The sequence below is a fragment of the Bradyrhizobium sp. CCGB12 genome (genome assembly GCF_024199845.1).
GTDB lineage: Bacteria > Pseudomonadota > Alphaproteobacteria > Rhizobiales > Xanthobacteraceae > Bradyrhizobium.
The window spans coordinates 4,562,215-4,587,663 of the sequence record NZ_JANADO010000001.1 but is presented as its reverse complement, the minus strand read 5'-3'; the positions used below and the strand labels follow the sequence as shown (position 1 = coordinate 4,587,663).

The following is a 25,449-nucleotide window of genomic DNA, read 5'->3' as shown; positions in this document are numbered from 1 at the left end:
GCGTAACTTTCGCCACCGGTAATGCTACAATTCGTAGCATACGTGCGTGCAAAACTTTGGGTCAACTCCAAGTGGAGGATGGGAGCGCCGAAATCGATCAACCTATGGTGAGGAAGCGCGCAAGAGCGCGCTTCCTGCGGCATGGCTTCGCCGTTGCGCGGAGATAAGCATCAGGAGCGGTTGCAGCTACCCGCCCTTGACGGCTCCTGCCGTCAGCCCGGCCACGATCTGCCGCTGCGCAAACACCGTCAGCAGCAGCACCGGGAGGGTGACGATCAGCGCGGCGGCTGCGAGTGGACCCCAGCTCAGCTGATCGAACGAGATCATGTTGTAGACGGCGACCGGCAGGGTGCGCGTCTCGCGTCCCGCCAGCACGATGCCGAACACAAAGTTGTTCCAGGAGAAGATCACCGCCAGGATGAAGGCGACCGCGATGCCGGGCCTCGCGATCGGGAGCGCGACATGGCGAAACACCTGCCAGCGCGTGGCGCCGTCGATCAGGGCGGCTTCCTCCAGCTCCATCGGCGTCGTCTCGAAATAGCCGATCATGATCCAGATCACGATCGGCACGGTCACGACCAGATGGATGATGATCTGCGGCACCAGCGTGCCGAGCAGACCCAGCCACTGGAACAGCAGGAACAGCGGGATCAGATAGGACAGGCCGGGCGTGATGCGGGCGATCAGGATCACGATCGCGGATTTGTGCGCGGCCATGCGCGCGATGCCGTAGCCGGCGGGCACGCCGACGAGCAGCGCAAGCGCGGTCGCGCTGCCGGTGACGACCAGGCTGTTGATGAAATAGGTCATGAAGCGGTTGGAGGCGAGCACGTCCGCATAGTTCTTCCAGGCCACGTGCTCGGGAATGAACACCGGCGGGTAGGCGGCATTGTCGACCTCGAACTTGAGCGACAGCGACGCCATCCATAGGAAGAACAGGATCGCCGGGGACACGATGACGAGCACAGAAAGCCACAGGCCGATCTTGCCGATGATCTGACGGGGTGTCATGTGCCGCTCGAGATTTCGGTCCACAGCATGCGCTGGCGGGCATAGAGCATGACGGCTGCAAGCAGGACGATCAACAGGAAGAACACCACGGCGATCGCCGAGCCATAGCCGAGGTCGTAATAGGTGAAGGCGACGCTGTAGAGATAGATGTTGATCGTCTCCGACGCCGAGCCCGGTCCTCCTTGCGTGATCGCGAAGATGATGTCGAAGCTCTTCACCGCGTCGATCATGCGGATCATGCCGGCGATGAACAGGAACGGCATGATCAGCGGCAGGGTGATGAAGCGGAAGACCTGCCAGATATTGGCGCCGTCGATCTGCGCACTCTCATAGGGCTCGGTCGGGATGGCGGCGAGGCCGCCGAGCACGATCAGCATCACCAGCGGCGTCCATTGCCAGGTCTCGACCAGCACCAGCGAGGGAATGACGGTCGCGGGATGAAACACCCAGAGCTGTGCGGGGATCCCGACCAGTGATAGGAGGTAGTTCAGCACGCCGAGCTGCGGGTGGAACATCATGGTCCAGACCAGCGCAATCGCGACGGGCGTCGCCATCATCGGCATGATGAAGATGCCGCGCAGAAAACCGCGGCCGGCGAATTTCTGGTGGAACACCACGGCCGAGAGTGTGCCGAGGACCAGGGGCAGCGCCACCGACAATACGGTGTAGACCAGAGTATGGCCGACCGACTCGAGAAAGCGGGGATCGCTCGTCAGCCGCAGATAGTTGGAGAACCCGACGAAGGTGGTCGGCGAGCCGACCTTCCACTCGTTCAGGCTCATCCAGATGGTGAAGACCCACGGAAAAATGATGATGGCGAGCACGACGACCAGCGCCGGCGCTACGAATGGCCAGTAGGACGGCGGCCTCAACTCTGTCTCCGGCGCGGCACCAGACTGTGCCGCGGCCGGAGTCGATTGTGTCAGCGCGCTCACGTCTTTTCGCTACGTTCCAGGATCGGACGAAACTGCTCGTGGGCCTTCTTCAGTTCGGGTGCCGGATCGGCGCCGGCTAGAGTCGCGGTGATCGCCGCGCCGACGAGATCGCGGAATTCGGCGACCGGAATGATCACTGGTAGGCCGAGCTTGCTGATCTTGGCGGAGTCGATCACCGATTGCAGCCACTCCTTGGGCATCTTCACGCCGCTCTGGACTTCAGCGTCGTTGAGGATCGAGTTGCGGAACGGCACGCCGCCGCCGGCCTGCAGCAGCCGCGCGCCTTGCTTCTTCGAGACCGCCCACTGGCAGAGCAGGTAGGCGGCTTCCTTGTTCTTGCTCGCCGCGGCAATGCCGAGGCCGTCGCCGTAGGTGGCTGAATACTGTCCCTTCGGTCCGGCCGGCACGACGGTGTAGCCGACCTTGCCGACGACGCGCGAGGCGGCCGGATCCTCCAGCGGCGGCGCCCAGCCGACACCGTCGATCCACATTGCGGAGCGGCCTTGCGTGAACGAGGCCATCGACTCCATCCAGTTGAAGCCGGCGACGCCGGGCGGGGCGACCTTGGTTAACAACGTCTGATAGAGCTTTGTCGCCGCGACCGCTTCCGGTCCGTCCGTGAGGATATTGCCCTTGGCGTCAAGGAATTCACCGCCGTAGTCGAGGAAGAAGTTGGTCCACAACGTCATGTTGGCGTTGCGCAGGCCGCGCCCGACGAAGCCATAGGTGCCGTCCTTGGTATCGGTCAGCTTCTCGGCAGCAGCAACCATCTCGTCGAGCGTCTTGGGGACGGCGACACCCTTCTTCTGGAACAGCTCCTTGTTGTAGTAGAGGATGAAGTAGTCGACCGACCAGGGCAGCGACAGCATCTGGCCCTTGTCGTTCTTGGCGTATTGCAGGCCAGCAGCCGAAAAATCGCTCTCGACGAGATCCGGCGCGGTCAGCGTCGGGTCCTTCATGAACGGCGTGATGTCGGTGAGCCAGCCGGCTTTCTCGAACTGCCGCTTCTGCACGTGATAGCTCATGTGCACGACGTCGAAGCTCGGCCTGCCCGAGGTGAGCTCGATCACGCACTTCTGGCGCTGCTGCTGCTCGGGGATCTGCTCCGATTCCACCTGGATGCCGGTGAGCTCCGTGAATTCCTTGATGTTCTTCTGCAGGTTGTCGCCGCGCGGGCCCTTGGCGAGGATGACCTCCAGCTTGGTGCCGGCGTATTTCTTCCAGTTGACCTCGGCGCGCGCTGGCAAACCGGTCAGGCTGAGCGCGCCGGCTGCGGCGGTGCCTGTCAACAGCGTACGGCGCGAGATGCTGTGGTTGGCCAATTTAGTCTCCTCCCTCTGACTCATCTTCGTTGGGGGGATACTAGCGTCCGTTCCACGCCTGCCTAGTCCTAATATTCATATGTGGATCAGGGACGTACGGCCGGTGTCTCCATCGGCATGCTACGCGCCCGCGACATCAGGTAAAGCTCGAGCGCGACCAGCTCGGGCGAACCGTAGTCATAGGCCTGGGCGCGCACGCCGGTCATGCAGCTGCGCAGCCGCCGCTCCAATGATCCCAGCGTTTGCCATTCCAGCCGATAGAGGGGATAGCCGGTCGGCTGTCCCTGCGTGATCGGCGCGCCCGCGAGGCGCTTGTCGAAATTGTCGTCATGGCAATTGGCGCAGGCAAGATTGAGCTGGCCCTCGCGCTGCATGAACAGGTCGCGACCCTGTTCGACGAAGGGTTGTACCTGTGGATCGTCGCCGGCCGTGATCGCGACGCCACGCGATTGATGGGCGACGAAAGCGGACAGCGCCAGGAGGTCGCGGCTCTCGTAGGGGAGCGGCGTTGCCTGCTGATGATCGGCGCGGCAGAGATTGATGCGTTGGTCGAGCGTGACAGGGCGCGCCAGCGCCTTGTCGAAGGATGGATAGCGCGCCGCGACGCCCTTCATGCTGCTGCGGGCATCGCCGTGGCAGTCCGCGCAGGACTTCTCCGCACTGCCGGTCTTCTTTCCCCACAGCGCCTCGCCGTCGAGCACGAACAGCATACCTGGATTGGACGTGTCGTCATCCTGCATCGCGCGCGTGTCGGGCCCCATGAAGGAATAGCCGGACCGGCGCGCATCGGGCGGGATTTCACCGGCGAGCAGGGCAGGGGCCGCGGCGTACAATGTTGCCGCCGCTATCGCGCGCCAAGAGCTCATTCGACCGTGATCGATGTCGACGCGGTGGACGAATAGCCATTGTCGCCGATCCATTCGAACTCAAACTTGCCGCTCTCCTTGGCCACCGTGAAGAAGGAGAGATAAGGATTGGCCGCGATCGCCGGAAACAGGTCGGCGCGAAAGACCTCTGCGCCGTTGTAGCGGCAGGTGAAGCTCGTGATGATGTCGCGCGGCACCAGCTTGCCGTCCGCGGTGTGGCGGAAGCCGGTCTCCATGACGTGCGAGGTCAACGTGCGGATCTCGATGACGTCGCCACGCTTGGCCCTCGCTGGAACATTGATGAGCGCGGCCATCAGTTCATCTCCTCGGTACAGGCGGCCAGCGTCACGACCACGTCGGCGACGACTTGCCAGAACGTGTCGTCGGACATGTGCGCGATCGCGACCACCTTCTGGGTGTCGGCGAGCCGGATCCGGGTCGAGACCTGGGCGCGGCCGGAGGACGGGCCGAGATGGAAATTGCCGATGTTCGGTTGCGGGTTCTTCTCGTTGAAGACATGGATGGTCTTGACGTAGTCATCCGCGGTCATGGGGCTTGCGACGCTCACCGTCATCGGCACCGTGTTGCCGTTCTCGACCAGCGGCGGAATGTCGAGATTGACCTTGCCGGTACGAATCTGCGCTTCACCGACAACGTTGCGGATCGCAGCGGTGAGCATTGCCGGCGTGGCCTCGACCGGCCGCAGCGTGACGATCGGAATCGTGCCAGCGGCCGTCACGCTGCCGGCAAGGCTCAAGAATTGTCGTCGCGTGGTCGGCATGGGCAGTCCTAGTCTCGAAGCGTTGCAAGATAAGCCACGATGTCCTCGATCTCGGCAGCCGACAACATCGGCTTACCGGCGAAATTGCGTCCAACGCGCACGAGCCCATCGTTGCGATAGTAGGACGGCATGATGGTCTGCGGGTTGAAGCGCGAGGCATCGACCAGTCGAAGCCGCAACTGGCTCGCCGACCACCGGTTCCCGGTGCCGGTGAGATCGGGCGCGAGGTCGCCCTGGAACCGCGTTTCCGGGAATGGACCGGAATGGCAGAGGATGCAGGTCGTCGTGCGCGCCAGCACCAGCGCGCGTCCGCGCGCGGCATCGCCGGGCGAGCCCGTGAGCGATTCCGGAATGCCGTCGCCGACGACCTTGTAGGACGCGAGCTCGTCCGCCATGGCAGGCGAGACCAACCTCGCCACGATCAATGATGCAATTGCAAGTGCTCGATGGGGCGACGGAGATCGCTGCGAGCTCCACTTACCTCTCCCGCTTGCGGGAGAGGTCGCCGCGCAGCGGCGGGTGAGGGTTCTCTCCTCTTGGGGGTTCTTGCGTGCGGAGACACCCTCTCCCCGACCCTCCCGCGCAGGCGGGGGAGGGGGCGCACCGTGGTCGTGGCGGTGGCTTCGTCTCATCATGATCTAGCCAAAAGTGTCCGCCGTGATGGTCTGAAACCAGCGCTCGGCCTCGCCGGCCTCGCGGGCGCGCAGCTCGCGCGGCGCATCGACCGGGCTCGTGGCGCCGCCTTCGACCTCCGCGAAGATGTCGCCTTTCGGCTGGTAGTCGCCGGCGAGCGAAAAACCGTAGCCGGGTGCGACGGTGTTGTAGCAGATGCCTGTCAACCGCGGCGCGTCCGGCGTGCGGCCCGCGAGCAAAGCGACGATCGCGGCAGCGCAGGCCTTGCCTTGCGCGCTTGCAGCGGAAGCCGATTTGGGAATGCCGCCGCCGAGGCAGGCATCGCCAATGACGTGGATGTTCTTGACGAGCTTCGATTCGAAGGTGACGGGATCGATCGGGCACCAGCCGGTCGCATCCGTGGCGCCCGCGATTTCGGCGATGCGCCCGGCCCGCTGTGGCGGAATGACGTTGGCGACATCAGGGGTGTAGTTGCCGAACTCGGTGACGATGGTTTTGGTCGCGGGATCGACCGAGGTGACGCGACCGCCTTGCGAGAGCGCGACGCGCTCGATCATGTCGCCATAGAGCTCCTTCCACGCCGTCTCGAACAGCCGCTGCTGGGAGAAGGTGTCCTTGGCATCGAGGACCAGGACTTTCGAGCGTGGCTTCTGCGTCTTGAGGTAATGTGCGATCAGGCTGGCGCGCTCGTAGGGCGCGGGCGGGCAACGCGAGGGATTGGCCGGAATTGCAATGGCGACCGTGCCGCCATCCGCCATCGCCTCCAATTGCCTGCGCAGCAAAAGAGTCTGCGCGCCGGCTTTCCAGGCGTGCGGCATCTTCTCCGATGCGACGTCGTCGTAGCCGGGCAGGGCCTCGAGGTGGAAGTCGATGCCGGGCGAGAGCACGAGACGGTCGTAGATCAGCGTAGCGGCATCCGACGTCGTGACGCTGCGCTTTTGTGCATCAATGGCGGTCGCAGCCCGAGCGACGATGCTGATGCCCTCGGCGGCGAGCTTGTCGTAACCGAACTGCTGCGCCGCCATCTCGCGCAGGCCCGCGATCACCTCATTACTGAAGGGGCAGGAGATGAAGGTCCGGTTCGGCTCGATCAGCGTGACCTGCAATTTCGCGTCAGCGCGCTTCAGCGCTCGGGCGCAAGCCGCGCCGCCAAAGCCGCCGCCGACCACGACGACGCGGCCCGCCGATTGCGCGCGCAGGATCGAGGGGGCGGCGAGCGATGTGGCCGCGACGGTGATGCCGAGGACGGCATTCCGCCGTGTCACCGGCGCATTCATGAGGCTTGTCCGGAAAATGCCGCGGCGGCCGGTATGGCCGCCACGGTGTTGTTATTTGAGCATGATACTTTCGAAAAACCGCTTCACACTTCTTCGGATCATGCTCTATGCGAAGGTGATGTTCTGGTCGCGCAGCGGCACCGAGCGGATGCGCTTGCCGGTCGCGGCGAAATAGGCGTTGAGCACCGCCGGCGCCGCGACGCCGATGGTCGGCTCGCCGACACCGCCCCAGAACCCGCCACTCGGCACCATCACCGCTTCCACCTTCGGCATCTCGTTGATGCGCATCGAGTTGTAGGTGTCGAAGTTGGTCTGCTCGATCTTGCCGTCCTTGACGGTGCAGCCGCCGTAGAACAGCGCGGAGAGACCATAGACGAAGGAGCCCGCGATCTGCCGCTCCACCTGCGCCGGATTGACGACGTAGCCGGGATCGGTGGAGGCGACGATGCGATGCACCTTGATCTTGCTGCCGTCAGTCACCGAGATCTCGGCGGCGCCGGCGACATAGCTGCCGTAACCCATGACCTGCGCGATGCCGCGATAGACGCCCTGCGGCGCCGGCGTGCTCCAGCCGATCTTTTCGGCCACGGCATTGAGCACCGCCAGATGCTTGGGGTGATTGCCCATCAGCTTGCGCCGGAATTCGAGCGGGTCCTGGCCTGCGGCCTGGGCCAGTTCGTCCATGAAGCATTCCATGTAGATCGCGTTGTGATTGACGTTGACGCCGCGCCAGAAGCCCGGCGGAACGTGCGGGTTGCGCATCGCATGCTCGATCAACAGGTTCGGCACCGAATAGCCGAACGCGGCCTCGCCGGATTGGGCGACGCCCTGGAATGCCGCCGGATCCATGCCGTTCTGCAGCGCTTCGGGACGCAGCGAGAACAGGATCGATTGCCCCGACAGGCGGTAGTGCAGCGCGACCAGATTGTTGTTGGCGTCGAACGCGCCGGTCATCTTGCACTGGGTGATCGGGTGATACCTCCCATGCGCCATATCCTCTTCGCGCGACCACAGCAGCTTGATCGGCGTGCCCGGCATCTGCTTGGCGATGATGACGGCCTGACGGACATAGTCGGTCTGGCCGCGCCGGCCGAAGCCGCCGCCGGGCATCACCTTGTGCACGTCGCACTTCTCGGCCGGCAGGCCGGACGCCTCCAGCACCGCCGCGAAGGCCGCCTCGCCGTTCTGCGTGCCGCACCAGACCTCGCACTTGTCGGCGGTGTAGAGCGCGGTGGCGTTCATCGGCTCCATCGTGGCGTGGTTCTGGTAGGGATAGCTGTAGACGGCTTCGATCTTCTTGGCGGCGCCGGCGATTGCCGCCTTGGCGTCACCGTTCTTGTTGCCGACATAGGCCGGCTGCGCGTCGTCGAGGCCCTCGGCCAGCCATTTCGCAATCGACGCGCTCGAGACCTTGGCGTTGTCGCCCTCGTCCCAGACGATCGGCAGCGCTTCCAGCGCCGTCTTGGCATGCCACCAGGTGTCGGCGACGACCGCGACTGCGGTGTCGCCGACCTTGACGACCTTCTTGACGCCCTTCATGCCGGTGATCTTGGCTTCGTCGAAGCTCTTCAGCTTGCCGCCGAACACCGGGCAGTCCTTGATCGCGGCGTTCAGCATCCCCGGCAGCTTGACGTCGACGCCGTAGATCATGGCGCCGGTGGTCTTGTCGACAGTATCGAGCCGCTTCACCCCCTTGCCGATCAGCTTCCAGTCCTTCGGATCCTTCAGCTTGACGTCGGCCGGCGGCGTCAGCTTCGCCGCGGCCTCGGCGACCTTGCCGTAGGTCGTCGTCCTGCCCGTTAGCGCATGGGTGATGACGCTGTTGGCGGCCGTGCATTCGGACGCCGGCACTTTCCACGCATCGGCGGCGGCCTGGATCAGCATCACGCGCGCGGTGGCGCCGCCCTTGCGGACATAGTCCTGCGAGGAGCGGATGCCGCGGCTGCCGCCGGTCGAGAAATCGCCCCAGACGCGCTTGCGGGCGACGCTCTGGCCTGGGGTCGGATATTCGGTCGTGACCTTGGTCCAGTCGCATTCGAGCTCCTCGGCGACGAGCTGGGCAAGGCCGGTCAGCGAGCCCTGACCCATCTCCGAGCGGGCGATGCGGATCACGACGGTGTCGTCGGGCCTGACCACGACCCAGGCGCCAATCTCAGGCGAGCCGTCCGCGGCGCGGACCACGGCGGGGCCGCCGAAGGGGATGTCGAGCCCGATTGCGAGGCCCGCGCCGAGCGTGGCGCTGCCGATGACGAAGGCACGACGATTCATCTTGGGAGAGACGTGCTTGTTCATGTCGCCGCTCCTTACGCGCTTGCGATCGTGTGGATCGCCTCGCGCACCTGCTGGAAGGTGCCGCAGCGGCAGATATTGGTGATGGCCTCGTCGATGTCGGCGTCGGTCGGCTTCGGCTTCTCGTTCAGCAGCGCCGCCACCGCCATGATCATGCCGCTTTGGCAATAGCCGCATTGCGGCACGTCCTGGGCGATCCAGGCCTCCTGCACCTTGTGCAGCGAATCCGCGGCTGCAAGCCCCTCGATCGTGGTGATCTTCTTGCCCTCGGCCTCGCTGACCGAAACGCCGCAGGAGCGCATCGCCACGCCATCCATGTGAACCGTGCAGGCGCCGCATTGTGCAATGCCGCAACCATATTTGGTGCCGGTCAGGCCGGCATTCTCACGGATCGCCCAGAGCAGCGGCGTATCTGGCTCGACGTCGAGTGTGAAGGTTTTTCCGTTGATTGTTAGGTTTGCCATCGCAGTCCCCTGATTGGCCCAATCCACCGATTGAACGCAGGGGCGCAATGTGTCGGGCAAACTGGAACTGTTCAAATCAACAGTCCGCGGGCTAACAGGGATGCATGGCTCGGCCGCATGCGAGTATGGACTGGGGCGATGTTTTGCCTCATCCCTTGTCGATCGATTCGGATCGATGCCTCTTCGCTGGGCGCCAATCCGCGGCTTGAGACGACGTCGCGGGCCGTGAACGCGGGTTCCGGGCCGGATCGGCCGCTTCGCAGAGGCGACAGTTTGTCCCTTTTGCCGGGGTGCAAGATGAGGACGCTTTGGTACACTGCGCCGCCGTCAACAGGAGTTCCATGAACGTGTCGGGTCCCAACGTACTGATGCTCTATCCGCTGTTCTCGGCAGAGTCCTTCTGGACCTTTGGCGAATCCTGCAAAGTGCTGGGCGTCAAGCGCCCTGCCGCCCCTTTGGGCCTGATCACCGTCGCCGCGATGCTGCCCGCGGGCTGGACGGTCCGGCTGATCGATTGCAATACGGCGCCCCTTGGCGACGACGATCTCGCCTGGGCCGACGTCGTCTTCACCGGCGGAATGCTGCCGCAGCAGGCCGATACGCTGCGCCTGATCGAGCTCTGCCGCGCGGCTGGCAAGCCGGTGGTCGTCGGCGGTCCCGATCCCACCTCGAGTCCCCACATCTATGAGCGGGCCGACTTCCGGGTGCTCGGCGAGGCCGAGAGCGTGATCGCCGAATTCATCGCGGCCTGGGACAGCGGCGCACGGTCCGGCGTCTTCACCGCGCCGAAATTCCAGGCCGACGTCACCAAGACGCCGGTGCCGCGTTTCGACCTGCTCAAGTTCGAGGACTACCTCTATCTCGGTGTGCAGTATTCCCGCGGATGTCCGTTCACCTGCGAGTTCTGCGACATCATCGAGCTCTACGGACGCGTGCCGCGGACCAAGACGAACGAGCAGATCCTGCACGAGCTCGATACGCTCTACGGGATGGGCTATCGGGGTCATCTCGACTTCGTCGACGACAATTTCATCGGCAACAAGAAGTCGCTGCGGCTGTTCCTGCCCCAGCTCGCAGAATGGCAGCGTGCCCACGGCTATCCGTTCGAATTCTCCACCGAAGCCTCGGTCAACCTCGCCGACGATCCTGAGTTGCTGGAGTTGATGGGGGCGGCGAATTTCTTCGGCATCTTCGTCGGCATCGAAAGTCCGGATCCGGCGACCCTGGTCGCGATGCGGAAGAAGCAGAACACGCGGCGCAACATCGCCGAGAGCATCCACAAGATCTACGCCGCCGGCATCCTCGTCACCGCGGGCTTCATCGTCGGCTTCGACAACGAGAAAGTCTCGATGGCGGACGCCATGATCGACTTCATCGAAGAGGCGGCGATTCCCGTCAGCATGGTCGGACTGCTCTATGCCTTGCCGAACACGCAGCTCACGCGCCGTCTCGAGCGCGAAGGCCGGCTACACCCGGGCCACGATGTGGCGCCGACGATCGGCGCCGATCAGTGCACGGCCGGGATCAACTTCGATCCGGTGCGGCCACTGCGCGATATCCTGACGGATTACAAGCGGGTGCTGGAGCACGTCTACAGCCCGGCCGCCTATGCGGGACGCGTCGATCGCCTGATGACGCTGCTCGACCGTTCCAGGCAGCGCCACGAACTCGCGGAAGGGGACATTCGCGCCAAGCTCGGCGCGATGGAGACCGTGCATCGTGTGGTTTCCGCGCTTCCCGAAGCGCGGGGGCCTTTGTGGCAGACCTTCATGAACTGCGCCAAGCGCGACACGTCATCCGCGCGCATTGCCGTGCAGATGATCGCGGCCTATGCGCATCTCGGGCCGTTCTCGCGCAAGGTCATCGCTGCCATCGATGAACGCCTGGCGGCGCTGGACGAGCACATGCCGAGTCCCGTCGCAGCCGCGGGTGCGACCGAGGCGCGACATCTGGCCTGACATAGGGCGAGCCGAGAGGGACGCTGGCGACGCTATGATGCGCCGCCGGGCGTGCCGCCTTGCGGCAATCAAAACGGCCGTCGCGCGTAAGATCCTCGCTTGACAGCCGAACAACCTTAAGCTGATCGTCATCAGGACGACACTAGGCCTGCCGCGATTTCGGCGTCTGGAAGTTCCGCGCGGGCATTCGAATTGGCGAGGTCTGGTGCACGTCCGTCATTGCGACTGACGGCAGCTTGAGCGGGGGTGAGCCATGTTCAGGAAGGTGGTCCTCTGGTCGATTCCGCTGATTGCCGTGGCGGTGCTGGTCTTCACGTATCTGCCTTCCTTCATCACCGATTCCATCTACAAGAATGTCGACGACATCACCGATGGTGAGATGCCCGCCACCGTCACCGCCTTTCAATCGGCACCGGACGTCGTCAGCACCATCGGCGGCAGCGGCGAGGGCTTGAACTGTAGCCTGCCGCCCTGGGCCAACATATTGTTCGACGGCGGGAAGGATTCCAACCAGAAGCGCCATCTCGTCCTGCAGCGCTTCAGGCAGGCCTGCGTCTTTCACGACCTGTGCTATCGCCATGGCCTTGCGACCTATGGCTACAACCAGAACGATTGCGATCGCATTCTGCAGAATGCGGCTTTTCGACTCTGTGTCTACATACGAAACGGCACTCAGGAGAGCAGCGCAGCGCGCTGTCAAACCGACTCCAAGATGGTTCTGGCAGGTGTGAACCTCGGAGGGTATGACGCCTATCGCGGCTGGGACCGGTCGACCTATTTCGAATTCGACTCCGACCCGTCGCGGTCGAACGGATTTCTGGTCAGCCGTGTGGTCAATCATCCATTCAAGGCAGTCGCGCCGGCCAAATACGGCAATGACCCTGATCAGGTCATTCTCATGTTCGAGAACCTTCGCTCCAATCTGGCCGTGACCTGCATCACCTGCGCGAGTGTTCCCGTGCTCGAGTGGACCACCGATCCCACTGCCGTCAGCGCCGAGTTGCGCTCGGTCGGCGTGACGCGGCTGCCGGACGCGCTGCTCAAGCGCGAACCCATGCTGTCCGAAACCATGCCGGTCTGGTTGCCGCCGCGCCGCCGGCACGCGGCGCCGCATCTGCTGGTCGATGGAGCGGGCAAGGACCATCTGATCTGGATGAGCCGGAACAACCCGGAGAATAGCATATCCTGCATCGTCGGCGCCGATGCGGCGCGGCTCCTCACCAACACCTTGCCGACCCGGGATCTCTGCTCTAGCGATGCGGGCCCGTCGCTCACCCGGGTCGAGGTCGACATGTTCGCGACCTCTCCGCTTCCGATGGAGGTACCCGGAAGTCCGGATCTCATCTACGCGACGTCGATCAGCGCACAGAAGACGACAGAGCACCATCTGAGCTTCTGCTCGCGCTCTGCGTCCAGGAAGGTCGAGGAGTCCGATCATGACGACCAGTCCAAATGCGTCACCTTCCCTGAGCCGGAGGTCCGCAAGGGCGCGGCGCTCGGCGCATTTCAGAACTTTCCGCTGGTTCGCCCCGGACAGCAGATCTATTTCGCGCGGGACATCGAACAGCGGACGGACTCGCCGCTGACCGCCGCCTGGCAGCGCGCCTTTGGCAATACCTTTTCGCCCGGCGGCGCCCTGATCGTGATCGACGTTGCACCGCCGCTCGCCGCCAAAGGGCCTCTCTCGGCCAAGCTGAAGAAGATCGTCCGGTTCAACATCGACGATCGCTTCGATCCGATGATGCCGCTCACGCGCAAGGCGGACGACCTGCGATTCCTGAGCCTCGCGGCGTCGAAGTCGAGCGTGCACCTTCGCATGATCGATTTCGCCAAGGACAACCCCTCCGTCGGCAATGTGCGGCTGCTGATGGGCAACGGTGAGGTGGACCTGGATCGCTCATGGGCGGAGAGGCCCACGCTGGTGCTGGAGACCAGGGATGCACGACCCAGGACCAAGCTGGTGTTCTCGCGTGGGGAAATAGAGGTCGAACGGGGCAAGCCAGACGTGTCCGGTGCGACGACGGAAGCGTTGACGCTGCAGACCCTGGTTTTCGAACGCGATGCCGCGGCGCCTTCGAATACGCCGTTCGTGAAATCGGCCGGAGCGGCGTGCCGGATCGTCTATGAGTTCGAACCGAACCATACCGATTGGCCGTGCTACCGTGCGTTCGACCCCGACCGCACCATGCGGGCGTCGCCGGCGACGAGGATGCAGGCATCCCAGATGCTGGTCGGGCGATTCACCAAAGGCGGCGGCCACGGCATCGCATTTCCTGATCTCTGCCTGAAGTCGGAGCCGATCATCCTGACTCCGCAAGGAAGCACGTTTGTGCCCGTGAGCGATACCGCGGGCTGGAAGGGGCCACCAAGGCTGACACGGACGATCAAATGCGAGCCACTCGATGCTGCGGCAGTCGTGAGTCGTCCCATCGTGCAGAAAGCTCTGTGAAGGCTGGCTGATGAAGCGCGCGAAAGCGCTACTTCACCGCCAGTCGCAGGAAGCTCATCACGCTGCCGAGCGCGGCAAAGCCTGCGCCGAGCGCCAGCGCCAATGTGGCGCCGTCGTGGCCCGCGAGCGCGAAGCAGGCTGCGGCGAGCGCCGCGCCCGTGGTCTGCCCGGTCAGGCGCGCGGTGGCGACGATGCCCGACGCGCTGCCGCTCCGATGCGGCGGCGCGCTTGACATCAGCGCTTTCATGTTCGGCGCTTGAAAGAAGCCGAACCCCATGCCGCAGATCATGATCCGCCAGACGATATCAGGAATGCCCGGGTTGGCCGGCAGCATCGCGAGCAGCGCCATGCCAAGGCCGAGGAGCACGAGGCCGATGCCGCCGAGCAGGCCGACCGCGTGGCGGTCGGAGAGGCGCCCGGCGATCGGCGCCATGATGCCGACCACCAGCGGCCATGGCGTCATGAAGAAACCGGTCTCGACCTGCGAGCGCCCGAGCACGTCCTCGAAGTAGAACGGCAGCGAAACGAAGGCGAGACCCTGCACGGCGAAGGAGCACACGGCCGTTGCCGCCGACAGCGCGAACATCGGCCGGCTGAACAGATCGATCGGCAGCATCGGCGCGGGATGGTCGGCATGGCGGCGCGTCTGGATGATTCCGAGCGCGAGAGCGGAGACCAGCTCGATGCCCACGACAACGGGCGACAGATTATGCGCGGCACTGCCGATGCCGGTGATGAACAGGCCAAGGCAGGCCGCGGCGAGGAGCGCGCCGAGAAAGTCAAAACCGTGATCGGCGCGCGGCGTCTTCGGCAGCATCGCAAAGCCGATGCCGATCGCGACGAGGCCGAACGGGATGTTGACGGCGAACAGCCACGGCCACGGGCCGAGCGCGAGAATCGCCGACGCAATGGACGGCCCGAAGGTGAAGGCGGTCGCGACCACCAGCGCGTTGTGGCCGAAGCCGCGGCCCTGCATCCGGCCCGGATAGACGAAGCGCACCAGCGCCGTATTGACGCTCATGATGCCGCTGGCCCCGAGGCCCTGCAGTGTGCGCGCGACGAGCAGGCTGTCGAGCGACCACGCCACCGCGCAGAGCAGCGAGGCGATGGTGAACAGGATCAGGCCGCCGAGATAGATGCGCTGGTGCCCGACGATCTCGCCCAGCGCCCCGAGCGGCAGCAGCGTCGCCACCAGCGCGATCTGGTAGACATTGACGACCCAGACCGACTGCTCCGGCGTGACACGCAGATCGGCGGCAATGGCGGGCAGGGCGATGTTGGCGATCGCGGTGTCGAGCGAGGCCATCGCCAGCGCGGTGAAGATCGCGGCAATGGCCCAGCGCCGCTGCGCGGCCGGCAAGCCATCGGACATGGTGTGGTCGGGCTCGCGCGCGGCGGCAGGTAACGTGATTGTCATTGCCTTGTTGTCATGGCCTTATTGTCATTGCCTTGCGCGTTGCTCCGGCGGCGTGGCTGAGGGGCTTTCGGCATGTACTACGGCCGGGCCGCCGGCCACAGGCATATGCTTGCATGCTGTGTATGCGCGAAGGTCAGGCGATCATTCCGGGCGCTGGCGTATGATCGCGCCGGCCGATGCAATTCAGGGGATCGCCATGCAAATCGTCGTTCTGCCCGGTGACGGCATCGGGCCCGAGATCACGTCCGCGACATCGGGCGTGCTGCGCGCGGCCTCCGAGCGCTTCCAGCTCGATCTGCGCCTCGAGGAGCACGCGGTCGGCCATGCTAGCCTGAAGCTATCAGGCACGACGGTGCGCCCCGAACTGCTCGACATCGTCCGCGCCGCCGACGGCCTGATCCTGGGGCCGACCGCCACCTTCGACTTCAAGGACGAGGCGCATGGCGAGATCAATCCGTCTAGGCATTTCCGCAAGAGCCTCGATCTCTATGCCAATGTCAGGCCCGCGCGCACCTATGCCGGCCGGCCCGGGCGATGCGGGCATTTCGATCTCGTCGTGGTGCGCGAGAACACGGAAGGGTTTTACGCCGACCGCAACATGGAGCAGGGCAGCGGCGAGATGCTGGTCACACCAGACGTCGCGATCTCGCTGCGAAGGATCACGCGGGCGTCCTGCGAGCGCATCGCGCACGCCGCCTGCCGCCTCGCGATGAAGCGGCGCAGGCATCTGACCATCGTGCACAAGGCCAATGTGCTCAAGATCGGCGACGGCATGTTTCTCGACATCTGCCGCGAGGCGGCGAACGCGTATCCCGGTCTCACCGTCGATGACATCCTGGTCGACGCCATGATGGCGCATGTGGTGCGCAACCCCGATCGCTTCGACGTCATCGTCGCCACCAACATGTTCGGCGACATCCTGTCCGATCTCACCGCCGAGCTCTCCGGCAGCCTCGGCCTCGGCGGCTCACTCAATGTCGGCGATCTTTACGCCATGGCGCAGGCCGCGCACGGCTCCGCGCCCGACATCGCCGGGCAAGACGTCGCCAATCCAGTCTCGCTGATCCTGTCGACGGCCTTGCTACTGGCCTGGCACGGCGAGAGGAGCGGGGCTGTGCGCTATGAGGAGGCCGCACGTGCGATCGAAGCGGCAGTGGCCAAGGCGATCGGCGAGGGCAGGGCGACGCGCGACGTCGGCGGCAAGCTCGGCACGATCGCGGCTGGGGCCGCGATCGCGGAGATCCTGCAGGCGGAGTGAGGTGATGCGGCCGCCTGTCGCTCGGCTTTTTTCCTGGGGCCCAAAACAAAAAGTCGAAAAACAACCCCATGCACAGTAGAGATGGGCTTGATCGATAAGGGTTTTTCGAACCGCGTCGCGACGACGTTCCTTGCAGCGATCGCGTTGACACGTCGGGCAAAACACCGGCAAAATGCTATCTTGAGACCGGCGTGTATATTCCAACGCGCGCTCTCCGCTCCATGATAGGGAGCTGAATTGCGCGGCATTTGTTGCGCGCTTGGCAGATGTGACGTCGACTGGTCAGCGGCCGCCGATTTTAACGGGCACCTGTGATCCACTTCACATGACGCGAACAGCAACTCGGTTCTATACTGCTCACTTTCCAATTCTGCTTTTCCTCTCACGAAAGCGCATCACATGCGTAGAGATTTGCAGATCAAGACGGGCAACCTAGCCGGCACATCCGATTTCAGGGTTCTCGCACCGATAAAAAAGGGGTTGGTTCCATCTCTTGATGCGGTCACTTACAAGACGCGCGTCAAGCGCGTATTGCGGACGCTTCAAGCCGGCCGCGTAGGTGGTTTCGAATATGAGCTTGCCCGTATTTTGTCTGACGCAGTCCAGCGCGTCGGATGCATTCATTCTGTCGGCATTGCCGTCCTCGAATCCAAAGACGGTGCTCTGGAGCCCGAAGACAAGGTACTGCTCACGGTGACGTTTGACGGCGCCTGGGAGTCCTATATCCGCATCATCTGGCAAAAGGTCACGCGGCTACTCGATCTCGTTTTCTGCAATACCGAGGGTTACGTTCTCGGTTACGAAAACAGCTATGAAAAGTGGGGAATTTGGCTCAAGCAAGCGCAGAGTGATGCGTATTTCCTCTCTGCCCAGCCGAGCCTGACGGTCGACGATATCCGCTATCTTCAGATGGAGGAGCGAGTTTATCGGCGTGAAGCCGGCGATTCCGCCGAGCCCCGGGTGACGGGCATCAGGATTCCCACAACGGAAGAAATCGCCGAGCGATCCATCTTCGCATTTAACGGCATGGCCGGCATCGATCCTACCAATGCCGGATTTGGCAAGCCGCTGAGGGTCGAGGAAGCCGGCCGGCCGCCGTTCCGTCAAGGCGTCCGTGCCCTCGTCGGACTCTATCGATTGGTGGATCTGTATCCGCCGAACACTCCGGATGGGGTGATCCTGCACCGCGCCGCGCACGAGTTACTGCCGGAATTCGACCGCATGTTGGCTTATTCAAGCACGTATCAATTGGGCATCAAACGTGCCGTCAAACGCTTTCCGGAGGCCATGCGCTGGCTGGCGAGGGCTCCCGACGTGCCCGACGTGCGGAAGTCTCTCCCTCTGCCATTGCCGGACGAACCGCCGTTGCAGAATGCGGACAATGTGCAAGGTGGCATTCTGCAAGGCTATCCCGACTCCGATTACGGCTGTCTGCTACTGGTGCAATTTGCCTCGCCGACAGGTTTGGCCAAGTTCCTGGAGAAGCTGCACGTCACGTCAGAGGCGGACCAGGTGAAGCCCGGCGGGATCGCGATCAACATCGCTTTCACAGTCGAAGGTTTGCGTGCTGCCGGCCTTTCCGATGACGAAGTCCGCGAACTTCCCGAAGAGTTCGTACAAGGAATGGAGCGCCGGGCGGGCGTCCTGGGCGATCTACGAACCAACCATCCGAGGCGTTGGCGACTGCCGGCGCTGAACTGGGACGATGGGGTGACTGCGCGGGATCTCAGTGAAAATGATCGGGCGCCGCGCATCGACCTGAGCGCAGTTCATGCGGTGTTGCAGGTCAGGCTGCGAGCTACGTCCACTGTCTCGGCGATGGCGCCGAGAGCTAAGCTTATGGAAGCGATGGAAGATCTTGTTGGCGACCAGGCCAACGTCAAGCCGTTGTCGCTGCAGTGGATGCAGCGGCAACGCAATAAAAAGGGGGAGTTTCAGGAGCACTTCGGCTTCGTCGACAGCAATTCCGACCCGGTACTGAAAAAGAGCAAGGCGGGCGATCGCTTCTCCAATCAAATCCATCTCGGCGAGCTGCTGTGCGGCTATCCAAATCTCGCCGACAAGGTGAGCCCCTTAACCGAAGGGCCGGATCGTGTCAGGGCGCTGCTCAAGGACGGAAGCTTTCTCGTGATACGGAAGCTGCGCCAGGACGTTGCTGCGCTCGACAAGTGCCTTGGCGATGCCGTGACGGACACGACAGCCGCTGGCCATCCGCAGACCCGTGACCAGTTGAAGGCGAAAATGATGGGCCGATGGCCCGGCGGCACCCCGAAGGCCGGACAGCCGTTAGCGGATGCTGTGGATCCCCAGTCCAACAATTTCCATTTCAACAACGACCGATCGGGCGCGGAGTGTCCTCTCCATGCACACATTCGGCGGGCCAATCCGCGGACCACGATGCCTGCGAAAGGCAGTCGGCCACCGCGCATCGTTCGTCGCGGCATGTCCTATGGACCTGCGGTCGACGCGGCAGACCCCGCAAGTCTCGATCAGGAACGTGGCCTGATATTCATGGCCTACAATTCCAGCCTCGGCGAGCAGTTCGAGCTCCTGCAGCGCTGGCTTAGCGGCGGCAACAGTTCAGGGTCGTATTCGGGATCGAGCGACCCGCTCACAGGCTTGGCCGAAGCCGGCCGGCGCCGTTACTTTCGCTATGATGATCAGGGCAAGACCGTTCGAGTCGCGCTTGACGGATCCGACAAGCTTCACGACGAACCTCGTCCGTTCGTCCGGCTGGAGTGGGGAGCTTATTTGTTCGCGCCCTCCAAGACCGCGCTCTCGATGCTGCAAGAGCGCGCCGCCGAGACCCCAGGCCGCCGATCGACCGTGTCCTGGAGTGCGGCGCAGGGCGAGGCAGAAATCAACCGGTTGCAGAGCATCGAAAAGCGCCTCGGTGCGCAGGAGGCCATCACCGCTTGGAAGACGGCGCTCGAAGATCCCGACGTGGCCACCGATTTCACCACAGCGTCGATCTGGGCGGCGATTCGCGAGCGTCACGGTGGCGTGCTGAAAACCCCGTTTGGGGTTCTCGTCGCGGAGCGAAAGCTTTACGACGATGCGTTGCTGAACACCAGCGGAAGCCTGTCGGTGAACGGCTATCTGCCTCGCATGCACGAATCGTTTGGAGAGATTTATCTCGGGCTTGATGCTCACGATCCGGCCTATAGTCGCGACTCCGCAGCCTGCAACGGCGCCATCATGGCTCTCGACAAGGAGGCGGCGTTCAGGAAGGCACGAGAGTCAACTGCGATTGCCCTGCAAGCGCTGGTCGATGAGGCCAAGGACTACGCGAGGGACGACGGAGAACCGACCTGGGACCTGACGCTGGACGTGCGAGAGCTTGTCGACCCGCTGCTAGCCGATTTCTGCGAGAGTTGGTTCGGGCTTTCTCAGGACGGCAATTTCTTCTTCCGCAGTGGTTTCCGCTGGGATTGGAAGCCTGGTGAACCGCCGAACTACCCTGGTCATTTCATTGCGCCTTCGCGCTATTTCTTTCAGCCGCGCCCGGGGCAGGAAGTGAAGGAGATCGGCGAGGAGCATGGCGTCTTCCTGCGCGGTGCGATGAAGGATTTCTTGCGTGCTCATCCGCACATCGATGCGCCCATAGCGCGAGCGATACTGGAGTCCGAACCGGGCCGAGATCTCGATTTCGCGGCACGCACACTTATCGGAGCCGTGATCGGGTTCGTTCCTACGGTCAACGGGAATGTCCTGCGGATACTGAACGAGTGGCTGCGCGAGGGCAACCTGTGGAAACTGCGCGCGCGGCTTGGCGGATCCGAGGCCTCTGGTTTCGTGAACGCCTGCAGCCGCCTCGGCGCCGACTTCATCCCGGCGATGCAACTGCGCACGGCGCCCGACGTGCTGTGGCGAACCGCAGCGGTCGCGCACACGATAGGCGAAGGTCCCGATCGGGTGAACGTTGCGCGTGGTGAGATCGTCGTCCTGAGCGCGATCTCCGCAACTCAGCAAAGTCTTCAGGAGGGAACGTCCGGGCTTTATCAGTCGTTTGGCGGAAACCGCAGAGCGGCTTCGCATCCGACACATGCTTGCCCCGGTGCAGACCCGGCCCTGGCCGTGATGCTGGGCTTTTTCAGCGCTCTGGTGGAATCGCCACTCCCGCTGCGGGCTGGGCCCGGTCCGCTGACGCTGTCGCTGGATGGACGTTTCGAGCCCCGCGGGGATCGACCTGCGACCACAGCCCGCACCCGCGCCGATGTCATGTATCGAGCCCAGCGCCTTGCTCGTTTCAGAGATGCTCAAGCTTTCCAGTTGCGCGGCGAGCGTAACCGAAGCCTGGCGGCGCCGCTGATGACGATAGGCGATTCCTGGTTGTGCGACATCGAGCGTTGGAGTGATCTAGCTTCCTCCCTTCGTAAACTCGGATACAGTTTTGTCGGTGGAGATTACGCCGCGAGCCCAGGCATGCGGCTGGCCCAAATGGCCGACGAGGACTATCTCGCCCAAGTGAAAGCGTTTCTTTTGAGTCCGGGAGCCAATCCGCCGAGGGCGTTGCTGCTCGGCGGTGGCGGCAATGACGTGGTCACCCCGGACCTGCTCGCGAATCCTCCGAAGCCGGCCCCGCTATACAGGTTGTTGACGCAGTCAACAGACCCGGATGCGGTTGTCGAGACAGAGGTTCATAAATTCATCGACATGGAACTGCGCGGATACTATGAGAAGATCATCGACGCTGTTCGGTCGGTCACCAGCATTCCAATCCTGATTCACGGCTACGATCATCCGATCCCTGACGGCCGCCCCCTCCTGGATTTCGGAGGTCATGTTTTTGCGGGTCCGTGGATTCAGCCCATCCTCGCCCAGCGCGGCTACAACATCCCCGCTTTCCCGACCGGCAGTGCGGATCTGACACGGGCCAGAGAGGTCATGCGGCGCTTGATCAATCGGCTCAACGACATGATTGCGCGTTTGGCGGATGACCATCGAAAGATCTATCACGTCAACCTGACCGGGAAGTTAGCCGAGCGCTTCGGAGACCCGGCGAATTACGCAACGCTCTGGGACAACGAGCTGCATGCCAACGACGAGGGCTTCGACGTGCTGGCAGCGGTGATCGCCGCGAAGCTGAGGGAGCTCGTCATCACCGCTTGATCAGCCGGATTCCAGCCAGCGATTCGCCTGCGTCGCGTGCCAGCACATATCGAGTGCCTGCAGCTTCGAGGCCGCCTCAGTCATTGTCAGGCGCGCCCTTTCGGCGTTGCCCCGACGAGCTTGGATTTCGGCCAAAACAGTTTGGTTTAATGCGGTTTCGCGCAGGGAGTTGCGCAGCCTCGCGGAACGGTCTGCCCGCTGCATCCAGCGCTCGCCGGTAGCGAAATCGTTGCGTGCCGCGGCCAGTCGCGCCAGGGCTCGACATGTTGCCGCTTCGCCGAGCCGCTCGCCCTCGTGCGTGCGACGCAAGACGTGAGCAGCGTATCGTCTTGCATTGACGATGTCGCCCTCCGTGGCACAGGCCTCGGTCAGCCAGCCGTAGTAAAGGGAGGAGTAGAATTTGCCACCGCGCGCTTCTATCCAATGGACCGCATCGCGCAGTTGTTGGAGACCTGCCGGCTCCCTCGTCCGCGCCCAACGAGCAAAGCCGGCGGCCGCACGACAAACGACCAGAAGCAGCAGGGCATGAGTATTCTCGGCAATTCGCGCGCTCTCGGCCGCGACGCGTTCTGCTTCCTCCCAGCGTCCTTGCCAGACCAGAGAGACCGCCACCCAATTGCGCACGGAATTGGCCACCGGATGCATCGATTCTCCGAGCAAGCTCATTGCCTCATCAAGGCAAACACCCGCATGTTCGAATTCGCCTCGATCGGCGAGCACGCTCGCCTTGCACGAGAGTGCGTAGGCCGAGCCGACGGCGATGCTGCCGCCCGACCGGCTGCGCTGCTGCTTGGCTGACACGGCGGCGTCCAGCAGCGCAACCGCCTCTTCGTAGTGACAGGTGGCAGCGAGTACCTGTCCCAGTGAAGCTTCGATTTGAGCCGCCAAGCGCCCGTCCCCGACCTCGTGCGCCAACTCCAGTCCGCGCCGTGAGTGGCGCTCGCCCTCCCGGAAGCGTCCGAAGGCGTAGCACATGTATCCGAGCCAGTAATGTGCGCGCGACATCGTGTTCGGGTCGCCGAGCGAGTGCGCCAGCTTCACTGCTTGTTCGAAATTGGTGAGGTCGCCCGTCAACGAAAGCGGATCGAAAATGCTGGCCATACCCAGCTTGTTGACCAAAAGGCACCAGCGCAAAGACTGGGCGCGGGTGCGATTGGACACGCGGTCCAGCGTCTCCATGGCGACGAGGTACTGTTCGCGCGCGCGGTCCAGCGCGAACGCGGCCATGGCCTTGTCACCGGCGCGTTCGGCGTAATGAGCTGCGCTTTCCCAGTGGCCCGCGCCGCGAGAGTGGTAGGCCAGGGCTTCGAACGTGTCTTCGCGATCGGCTTGTTCGGAGCGCGCCAGAAGCGCGGCTTCGATGCGTTCATGCAAAGCGCGCCGTTGGCGCAGGCCGATGGTATCATACACGGCGTCCCGGGTGATGCCGTGCTTGAAGCGAAGTCCGGTGCCCGCCGGGTCAACATAAAGAAAATCCGCGTCCGCCAACGCTCTCAACGTCGTCTCATCGGGTGCGCCGCCGCAAGCTGAAACCAGCAATCCGAACGGCACGGCGTTGCCTATGACCGCCGCTGCACGCACGACTTCCACCTGCGCTGGCGGTAGGCGATCGAGGCGCGAGGCCACCAGTGTGCCGACCCAGCCTTGCGTACCGCGGCCCTCCCATGAGTCGAGGTTTCCGGCAGAGACCGAATGGCAGAGTTCTTCAATGAACAGCGGCACGCCACCTGCATAGTCGTGAATTCGGGCAATCAGGAAGGGGTCGGCCTGGGGCAACCAGCGCCGCGCGGCGAGGTCCGTTTCGGATCCCTTGAACGGCTCCAACGTGAGATGCAGTGCGCCGGAAATCCAGGCAGTGCCGTCTTCGCGGGGACGGCTGGCCAGAAGAACACGAGGACCATGGGGTGCCCGTAGCAACGCTTCCAGCAACTGGCGGCTCGCGTCATCGGCCCACTGCCAATCATCGATCACGAGCACCACGGGGTGCTTGGCTGCGATGGCGGTAAAGAACGCCGTGAGATCGCCGATCAAGAGACCGGCGGCGAAGCGGCTACCGGCGCCTTCGGCATTATCCGATATCAGGCCAAGGATGGTTTCGGCGCGCGGGCCTAATTCTGCCAGGGCAGGCTGCAGCACATCCCGGACGGATTTTGTCGCCCCGGCTACCGGCTTTTCCGCTTGTGCTCGGAGCAAAGCCCGCAATATCTGCAGGAAGGGCTGCAAGACCTCGGCCCCGAGATAGCTCTCGCAACTGCCGCGCAACAGCGTGGTGGCTCTGCCGTCATACTGTCGTAGGATGTTCTCGAGCAGGCGCGTCTTGCCGAGGCCGGGGCGACCGACGACTACGGCGCAACGTGCCGGGTTTGGCTGTCTTGCTTCGAGGAAATCCAACAAGAGGCCCATGATCACTTCGCGCCCTATGAAGGGCGTCAAGCCGCGAGCAGTGGCTTCCTCGAAGCTCCCTAGGGTTGGACTTCGTCCGCCGATGACGCGTACGTTCTGGACTCCAAGCGCGATACCGAAATCCGCCTTGTGCTGCTCGAGCCTGAAGAAATTCTCATATCGGCCAAGCGCGCCTAGACTGGTAAGTATCTGGCCGGCAGCGGCATGATGCGACAAATGGGCCGCTGTGTTGACCACATCGCCGATCAGATCCAGCCGACCGGACTCGATATCGCCTTCCGTGAGTAGCAACGTGCCTGCATGAATCCCCGAGTGCATTTGCAACGGCAGAGAAGAAACGGGCAAGGCGTCGTGCCGTATCTGGCCAACCCATTCGTGGATGTCGAGGGCTGCCTCTGCCGCTCGCCGGCCGTCATCCTCGCTGGATAGGGGGTAACCAAAGATGATAAGAGCGCCGTCACCCTGCGTTCTGATCACGCGGCCGCCATGCTTGGCTGCTGACCGACGCCAGATATCTCGCAACTGGCTCAAGAGTTCGGCATAATGCTCAGCCTCCATTTCCCTGCCTAAAACAGTGGAGCCGGCCAGATCTGAGAAGAGCACCGTCAAACGATGGCGTGCGCCGTTCGCGGCTTCCAGGGGCTGCTTGTCCATCGTGGTGAACCCCGGCTCGCCTGTGAAGGCCAGGCACGGCGGATCCGCACCGGCCACTGCCGCCATAATACATGTTTGAGTTGTCGAAGCCCATAGCGATGTCGATGCATCAGGCGCCGTGACCGCCTGTCAACTCATTGAGTTCGTCGCTTCACCTCAGCCGTATCGTCCAGAGCGGCGTCCGCGCCGAACCTGATCGCAAACCTGCGGTTGTCTTCGGTCGATGCCGCCGCGATCACGCGTGCGCCCAGCAACTTTCAACTTGAACGGCGGTGATGCCGACGCCGCCTGCAGCGCCCAAAACGAAGAGGCGCTGACCAGCTTGCCCGCGCAGTGAGCAAATCGCAGCCTCTCGAAGCGGAGCGATGAACGGGCCCTGCATGCTCCGTCTGCCACCGGCACTGACCCAACTTGGGCCGATTTCGGGGACGCTCCCCGGTGCCGGCTGCGCCGACACCGGACGATTTAATTTGACTTTGCAAAGGGTTAATTTTATATGAAATTATATATTCAATAAATTAAATATTCGAGGCGCGCGCCGCCCTGACGTCGTTTCGATCTATGCGTGTTCTTGTCGAGTATTGCAACCATGCGAACAGGCTGGGCCATCCGTTCCATTG

At 63.4% G+C, this 25,449-nt stretch carries 16 protein-coding genes; 4 read left to right on the top strand and 12 right to left on the bottom strand.

The genetic code is table 11. The features are described 5' to 3' along the window. Nucleotides 1-186 precede the first annotated feature (186 nt). The 10 genes from NLM27_RS21430 to NLM27_RS21385 form a co-directional block, all read right to left on the bottom strand. Entirely contained in the window at nucleotides 187-1,011 is an 825-nt protein-coding gene (locus NLM27_RS21430; protein WP_254145202.1) for a carbohydrate ABC transporter permease, read from the bottom strand. Next, entirely contained in the window at nucleotides 1,008-1,946 is a 939-nt protein-coding gene (locus NLM27_RS21425) for a carbohydrate ABC transporter permease (RefSeq protein WP_254145201.1), read from the bottom strand. The genes NLM27_RS21430 and NLM27_RS21425 overlap by 4 nt, the downstream gene beginning before the upstream one ends. Next, the gene (locus NLM27_RS21420; protein ID WP_254145200.1) at nucleotides 1,943-3,292 is read right to left on the bottom strand and encodes an ABC transporter substrate-binding protein; all 1,350 of its coding nucleotides are present in this window, start codon (nucleotides 3,290-3,292) and stop codon (nucleotides 1,943-1,945) included. Before NLM27_RS21420 ends, NLM27_RS21425 begins: the two co-directional genes overlap by 4 nt. Before the next feature lie 62 nt (nucleotides 3,293-3,354). Next, entirely contained in the window at nucleotides 3,355-4,134 is a 780-nt protein-coding gene (gene soxA, locus NLM27_RS21415) for a sulfur oxidation c-type cytochrome SoxA (RefSeq protein ID WP_254145199.1), read from the bottom strand. Further along, nucleotides 4,131-4,448, bottom strand: a complete 318-nt coding sequence (soxZ, locus tag NLM27_RS21410; RefSeq protein WP_254145198.1) for a thiosulfate oxidation carrier complex protein SoxZ — start codon at nucleotides 4,446-4,448, stop codon at nucleotides 4,131-4,133. Before soxZ ends, soxA begins: the two co-directional genes overlap by 4 nt. Further along, on the bottom strand, nucleotides 4,448-4,915 hold the full coding sequence (locus NLM27_RS21405; protein WP_254145197.1) for a SoxY-related AACIE arm protein: 468 nt from the start codon (nucleotides 4,913-4,915) through the stop codon (nucleotides 4,448-4,450). Before NLM27_RS21405 ends, soxZ begins: the two co-directional genes overlap by 1 nt. Before the next feature lie 8 nt (nucleotides 4,916-4,923). Beyond that, the gene (soxX, locus tag NLM27_RS21400) at nucleotides 4,924-5,310 is read right to left on the bottom strand and encodes a sulfur oxidation c-type cytochrome SoxX (RefSeq protein WP_254145196.1); all 387 of its coding nucleotides are present in this window, start codon (nucleotides 5,308-5,310) and stop codon (nucleotides 4,924-4,926) included. A 243-nt stretch (nucleotides 5,311-5,553) separates the two neighbouring features. Beyond that, nucleotides 5,554-6,825 (bottom strand): NAD(P)/FAD-dependent oxidoreductase, encoded by a 1,272-nt coding sequence (locus NLM27_RS21395; RefSeq protein WP_254145195.1) that lies wholly within the window; start codon nucleotides 6,823-6,825, stop codon nucleotides 5,554-5,556. Between the two features lie 105 nt (nucleotides 6,826-6,930). Next, nucleotides 6,931-9,117 carry a molybdopterin cofactor-binding domain-containing protein gene (locus tag NLM27_RS21390; RefSeq protein ID WP_254145193.1) on the bottom strand — a complete coding sequence of 729 codons (2,187 nt, stop codon included), beginning with the start codon at nucleotides 9,115-9,117 and terminating at the stop codon, nucleotides 6,931-6,933. A gap of 11 nt (nucleotides 9,118-9,128) precedes the next feature. Continuing rightward, a complete protein-coding gene (locus NLM27_RS21385) occupies nucleotides 9,129-9,578 on the bottom strand; it encodes a (2Fe-2S)-binding protein (RefSeq protein WP_254145191.1) in 450 nt (149 codons plus the stop codon). A 341-nt stretch (nucleotides 9,579-9,919) separates the two neighbouring features. Here NLM27_RS21385 and NLM27_RS21380 point away from each other — a divergent pair, with 341 nt between their 5' ends. Together NLM27_RS21380 and NLM27_RS21375 are read left to right on the top strand one after the other, a co-directional pair. After that, a complete protein-coding gene (locus NLM27_RS21380) occupies nucleotides 9,920-11,536 on the top strand; it encodes a B12-binding domain-containing radical SAM protein (RefSeq protein ID WP_254145190.1) in 1,617 nt (538 codons plus the stop codon). Between the two features lie 253 nt (nucleotides 11,537-11,789). Then, nucleotides 11,790-13,985 (top strand): hypothetical protein, encoded by a 2,196-nt coding sequence (locus tag NLM27_RS21375; RefSeq protein WP_254145189.1) that lies wholly within the window; start codon nucleotides 11,790-11,792, stop codon nucleotides 13,983-13,985. Nucleotides 13,986-14,013: 28 nt separating this feature from the next. Here the strand turns inward: NLM27_RS21375 and NLM27_RS21370 are convergent, their stop codons facing one another. Further along, nucleotides 14,014-15,402, bottom strand: a complete 1,389-nt coding sequence (locus NLM27_RS21370; RefSeq protein WP_254145188.1) for an MFS transporter — start codon at nucleotides 15,400-15,402, stop codon at nucleotides 14,014-14,016. Between the two features lie 196 nt (nucleotides 15,403-15,598). On the opposite strand from NLM27_RS21370, the gene NLM27_RS21365 reads away from it, so the two are divergent. Then, nucleotides 15,599-16,660: an isocitrate/isopropylmalate dehydrogenase family protein gene (locus NLM27_RS21365; RefSeq protein WP_254145187.1), complete on the top strand. Its 1,062-nt coding sequence runs from the start codon at nucleotides 15,599-15,601 to the stop codon at nucleotides 16,658-16,660. A 399-nt stretch (nucleotides 16,661-17,059) separates the two neighbouring features. Continuing rightward, on the top strand, nucleotides 17,060-21,772 hold the full coding sequence (locus NLM27_RS21360) for a Dyp-type peroxidase domain-containing protein (protein ID WP_254145186.1): 4,713 nt from the start codon (nucleotides 17,060-17,062) through the stop codon (nucleotides 21,770-21,772). Here the strand turns inward: NLM27_RS21360 and NLM27_RS21355 are convergent, their stop codons facing one another. Further along, on the bottom strand, nucleotides 21,773-24,829 hold the full coding sequence (locus NLM27_RS21355; RefSeq protein WP_254145185.1) for an AAA family ATPase: 3,057 nt from the start codon (nucleotides 24,827-24,829) through the stop codon (nucleotides 21,773-21,775). It abuts the gene before it with no gap. Between the last annotated feature and the right edge of the window lie 620 nt (nucleotides 24,830-25,449).

What these genes read in the sequence shown, in the direction of transcription:
- NLM27_RS21430 (WP_254145202.1), bottom strand. Translation starts at nt 1,011, where the DNA reads ATGACACCCCGTCAGATCATCGGCAAGATCGGCCTGTGGCTTTCTGTG.
- NLM27_RS21380 (WP_254145190.1), top strand. Translation starts at nt 9,920, where the DNA reads ATGAACGTGTCGGGTCCCAACGTACTGATGCTCTATCCGCTGTTCTCG.
- NLM27_RS21365 (WP_254145187.1), top strand. Translation starts at nt 15,599, where the DNA reads ATGCAAATCGTCGTTCTGCCCGGTGACGGCATCGGGCCCGAGATCACG.
- NLM27_RS21390 (WP_254145193.1), bottom strand. Translation starts at nt 9,117, where the DNA reads ATGAACAAGCACGTCTCTCCCAAGATGAATCGTCGTGCCTTCGTCATC.
- soxZ (WP_254145198.1), bottom strand. Translation starts at nt 4,448, where the DNA reads ATGGCCGCGCTCATCAATGTTCCAGCGAGGGCCAAGCGTGGCGACGTC.
- NLM27_RS21395 (WP_254145195.1), bottom strand. Translation starts at nt 6,825, where the DNA reads ATGAATGCGCCGGTGACACGGCGGAATGCCGTCCTCGGCATCACCGTC.
- soxA (WP_254145199.1), bottom strand. Translation starts at nt 4,134, where the DNA reads ATGAGCTCTTGGCGCGCGATAGCGGCGGCAACATTGTACGCCGCGGCC.
- NLM27_RS21385 (WP_254145191.1), bottom strand. Translation starts at nt 9,578, where the DNA reads ATGGCAAACCTAACAATCAACGGAAAAACCTTCACACTCGACGTCGAG.
- NLM27_RS21420 (WP_254145200.1), bottom strand. Translation starts at nt 3,292, where the DNA reads ATGAGTCAGAGGGAGGAGACTAAATTGGCCAACCACAGCATCTCGCGC.
- NLM27_RS21355 (WP_254145185.1), bottom strand. Translation starts at nt 24,829, where the DNA reads ATGGACAAGCAGCCCCTGGAAGCCGCGAACGGCGCACGCCATCGTTTG.
- NLM27_RS21405 (WP_254145197.1), bottom strand. Translation starts at nt 4,915, where the DNA reads ATGCCGACCACGCGACGACAATTCTTGAGCCTTGCCGGCAGCGTGACG.
- NLM27_RS21360 (WP_254145186.1), top strand. Translation starts at nt 17,060, where the DNA reads ATGCGTAGAGATTTGCAGATCAAGACGGGCAACCTAGCCGGCACATCC.
- soxX (WP_254145196.1), bottom strand. Translation starts at nt 5,310, where the DNA reads ATGGCGGACGAGCTCGCGTCCTACAAGGTCGTCGGCGACGGCATTCCG.
- NLM27_RS21375 (WP_254145189.1), top strand. Translation starts at nt 11,790, where the DNA reads ATGTTCAGGAAGGTGGTCCTCTGGTCGATTCCGCTGATTGCCGTGGCG.
- NLM27_RS21370 (WP_254145188.1), bottom strand. Translation starts at nt 15,402, where the DNA reads ATGACAATCACGTTACCTGCCGCCGCGCGCGAGCCCGACCACACCATG.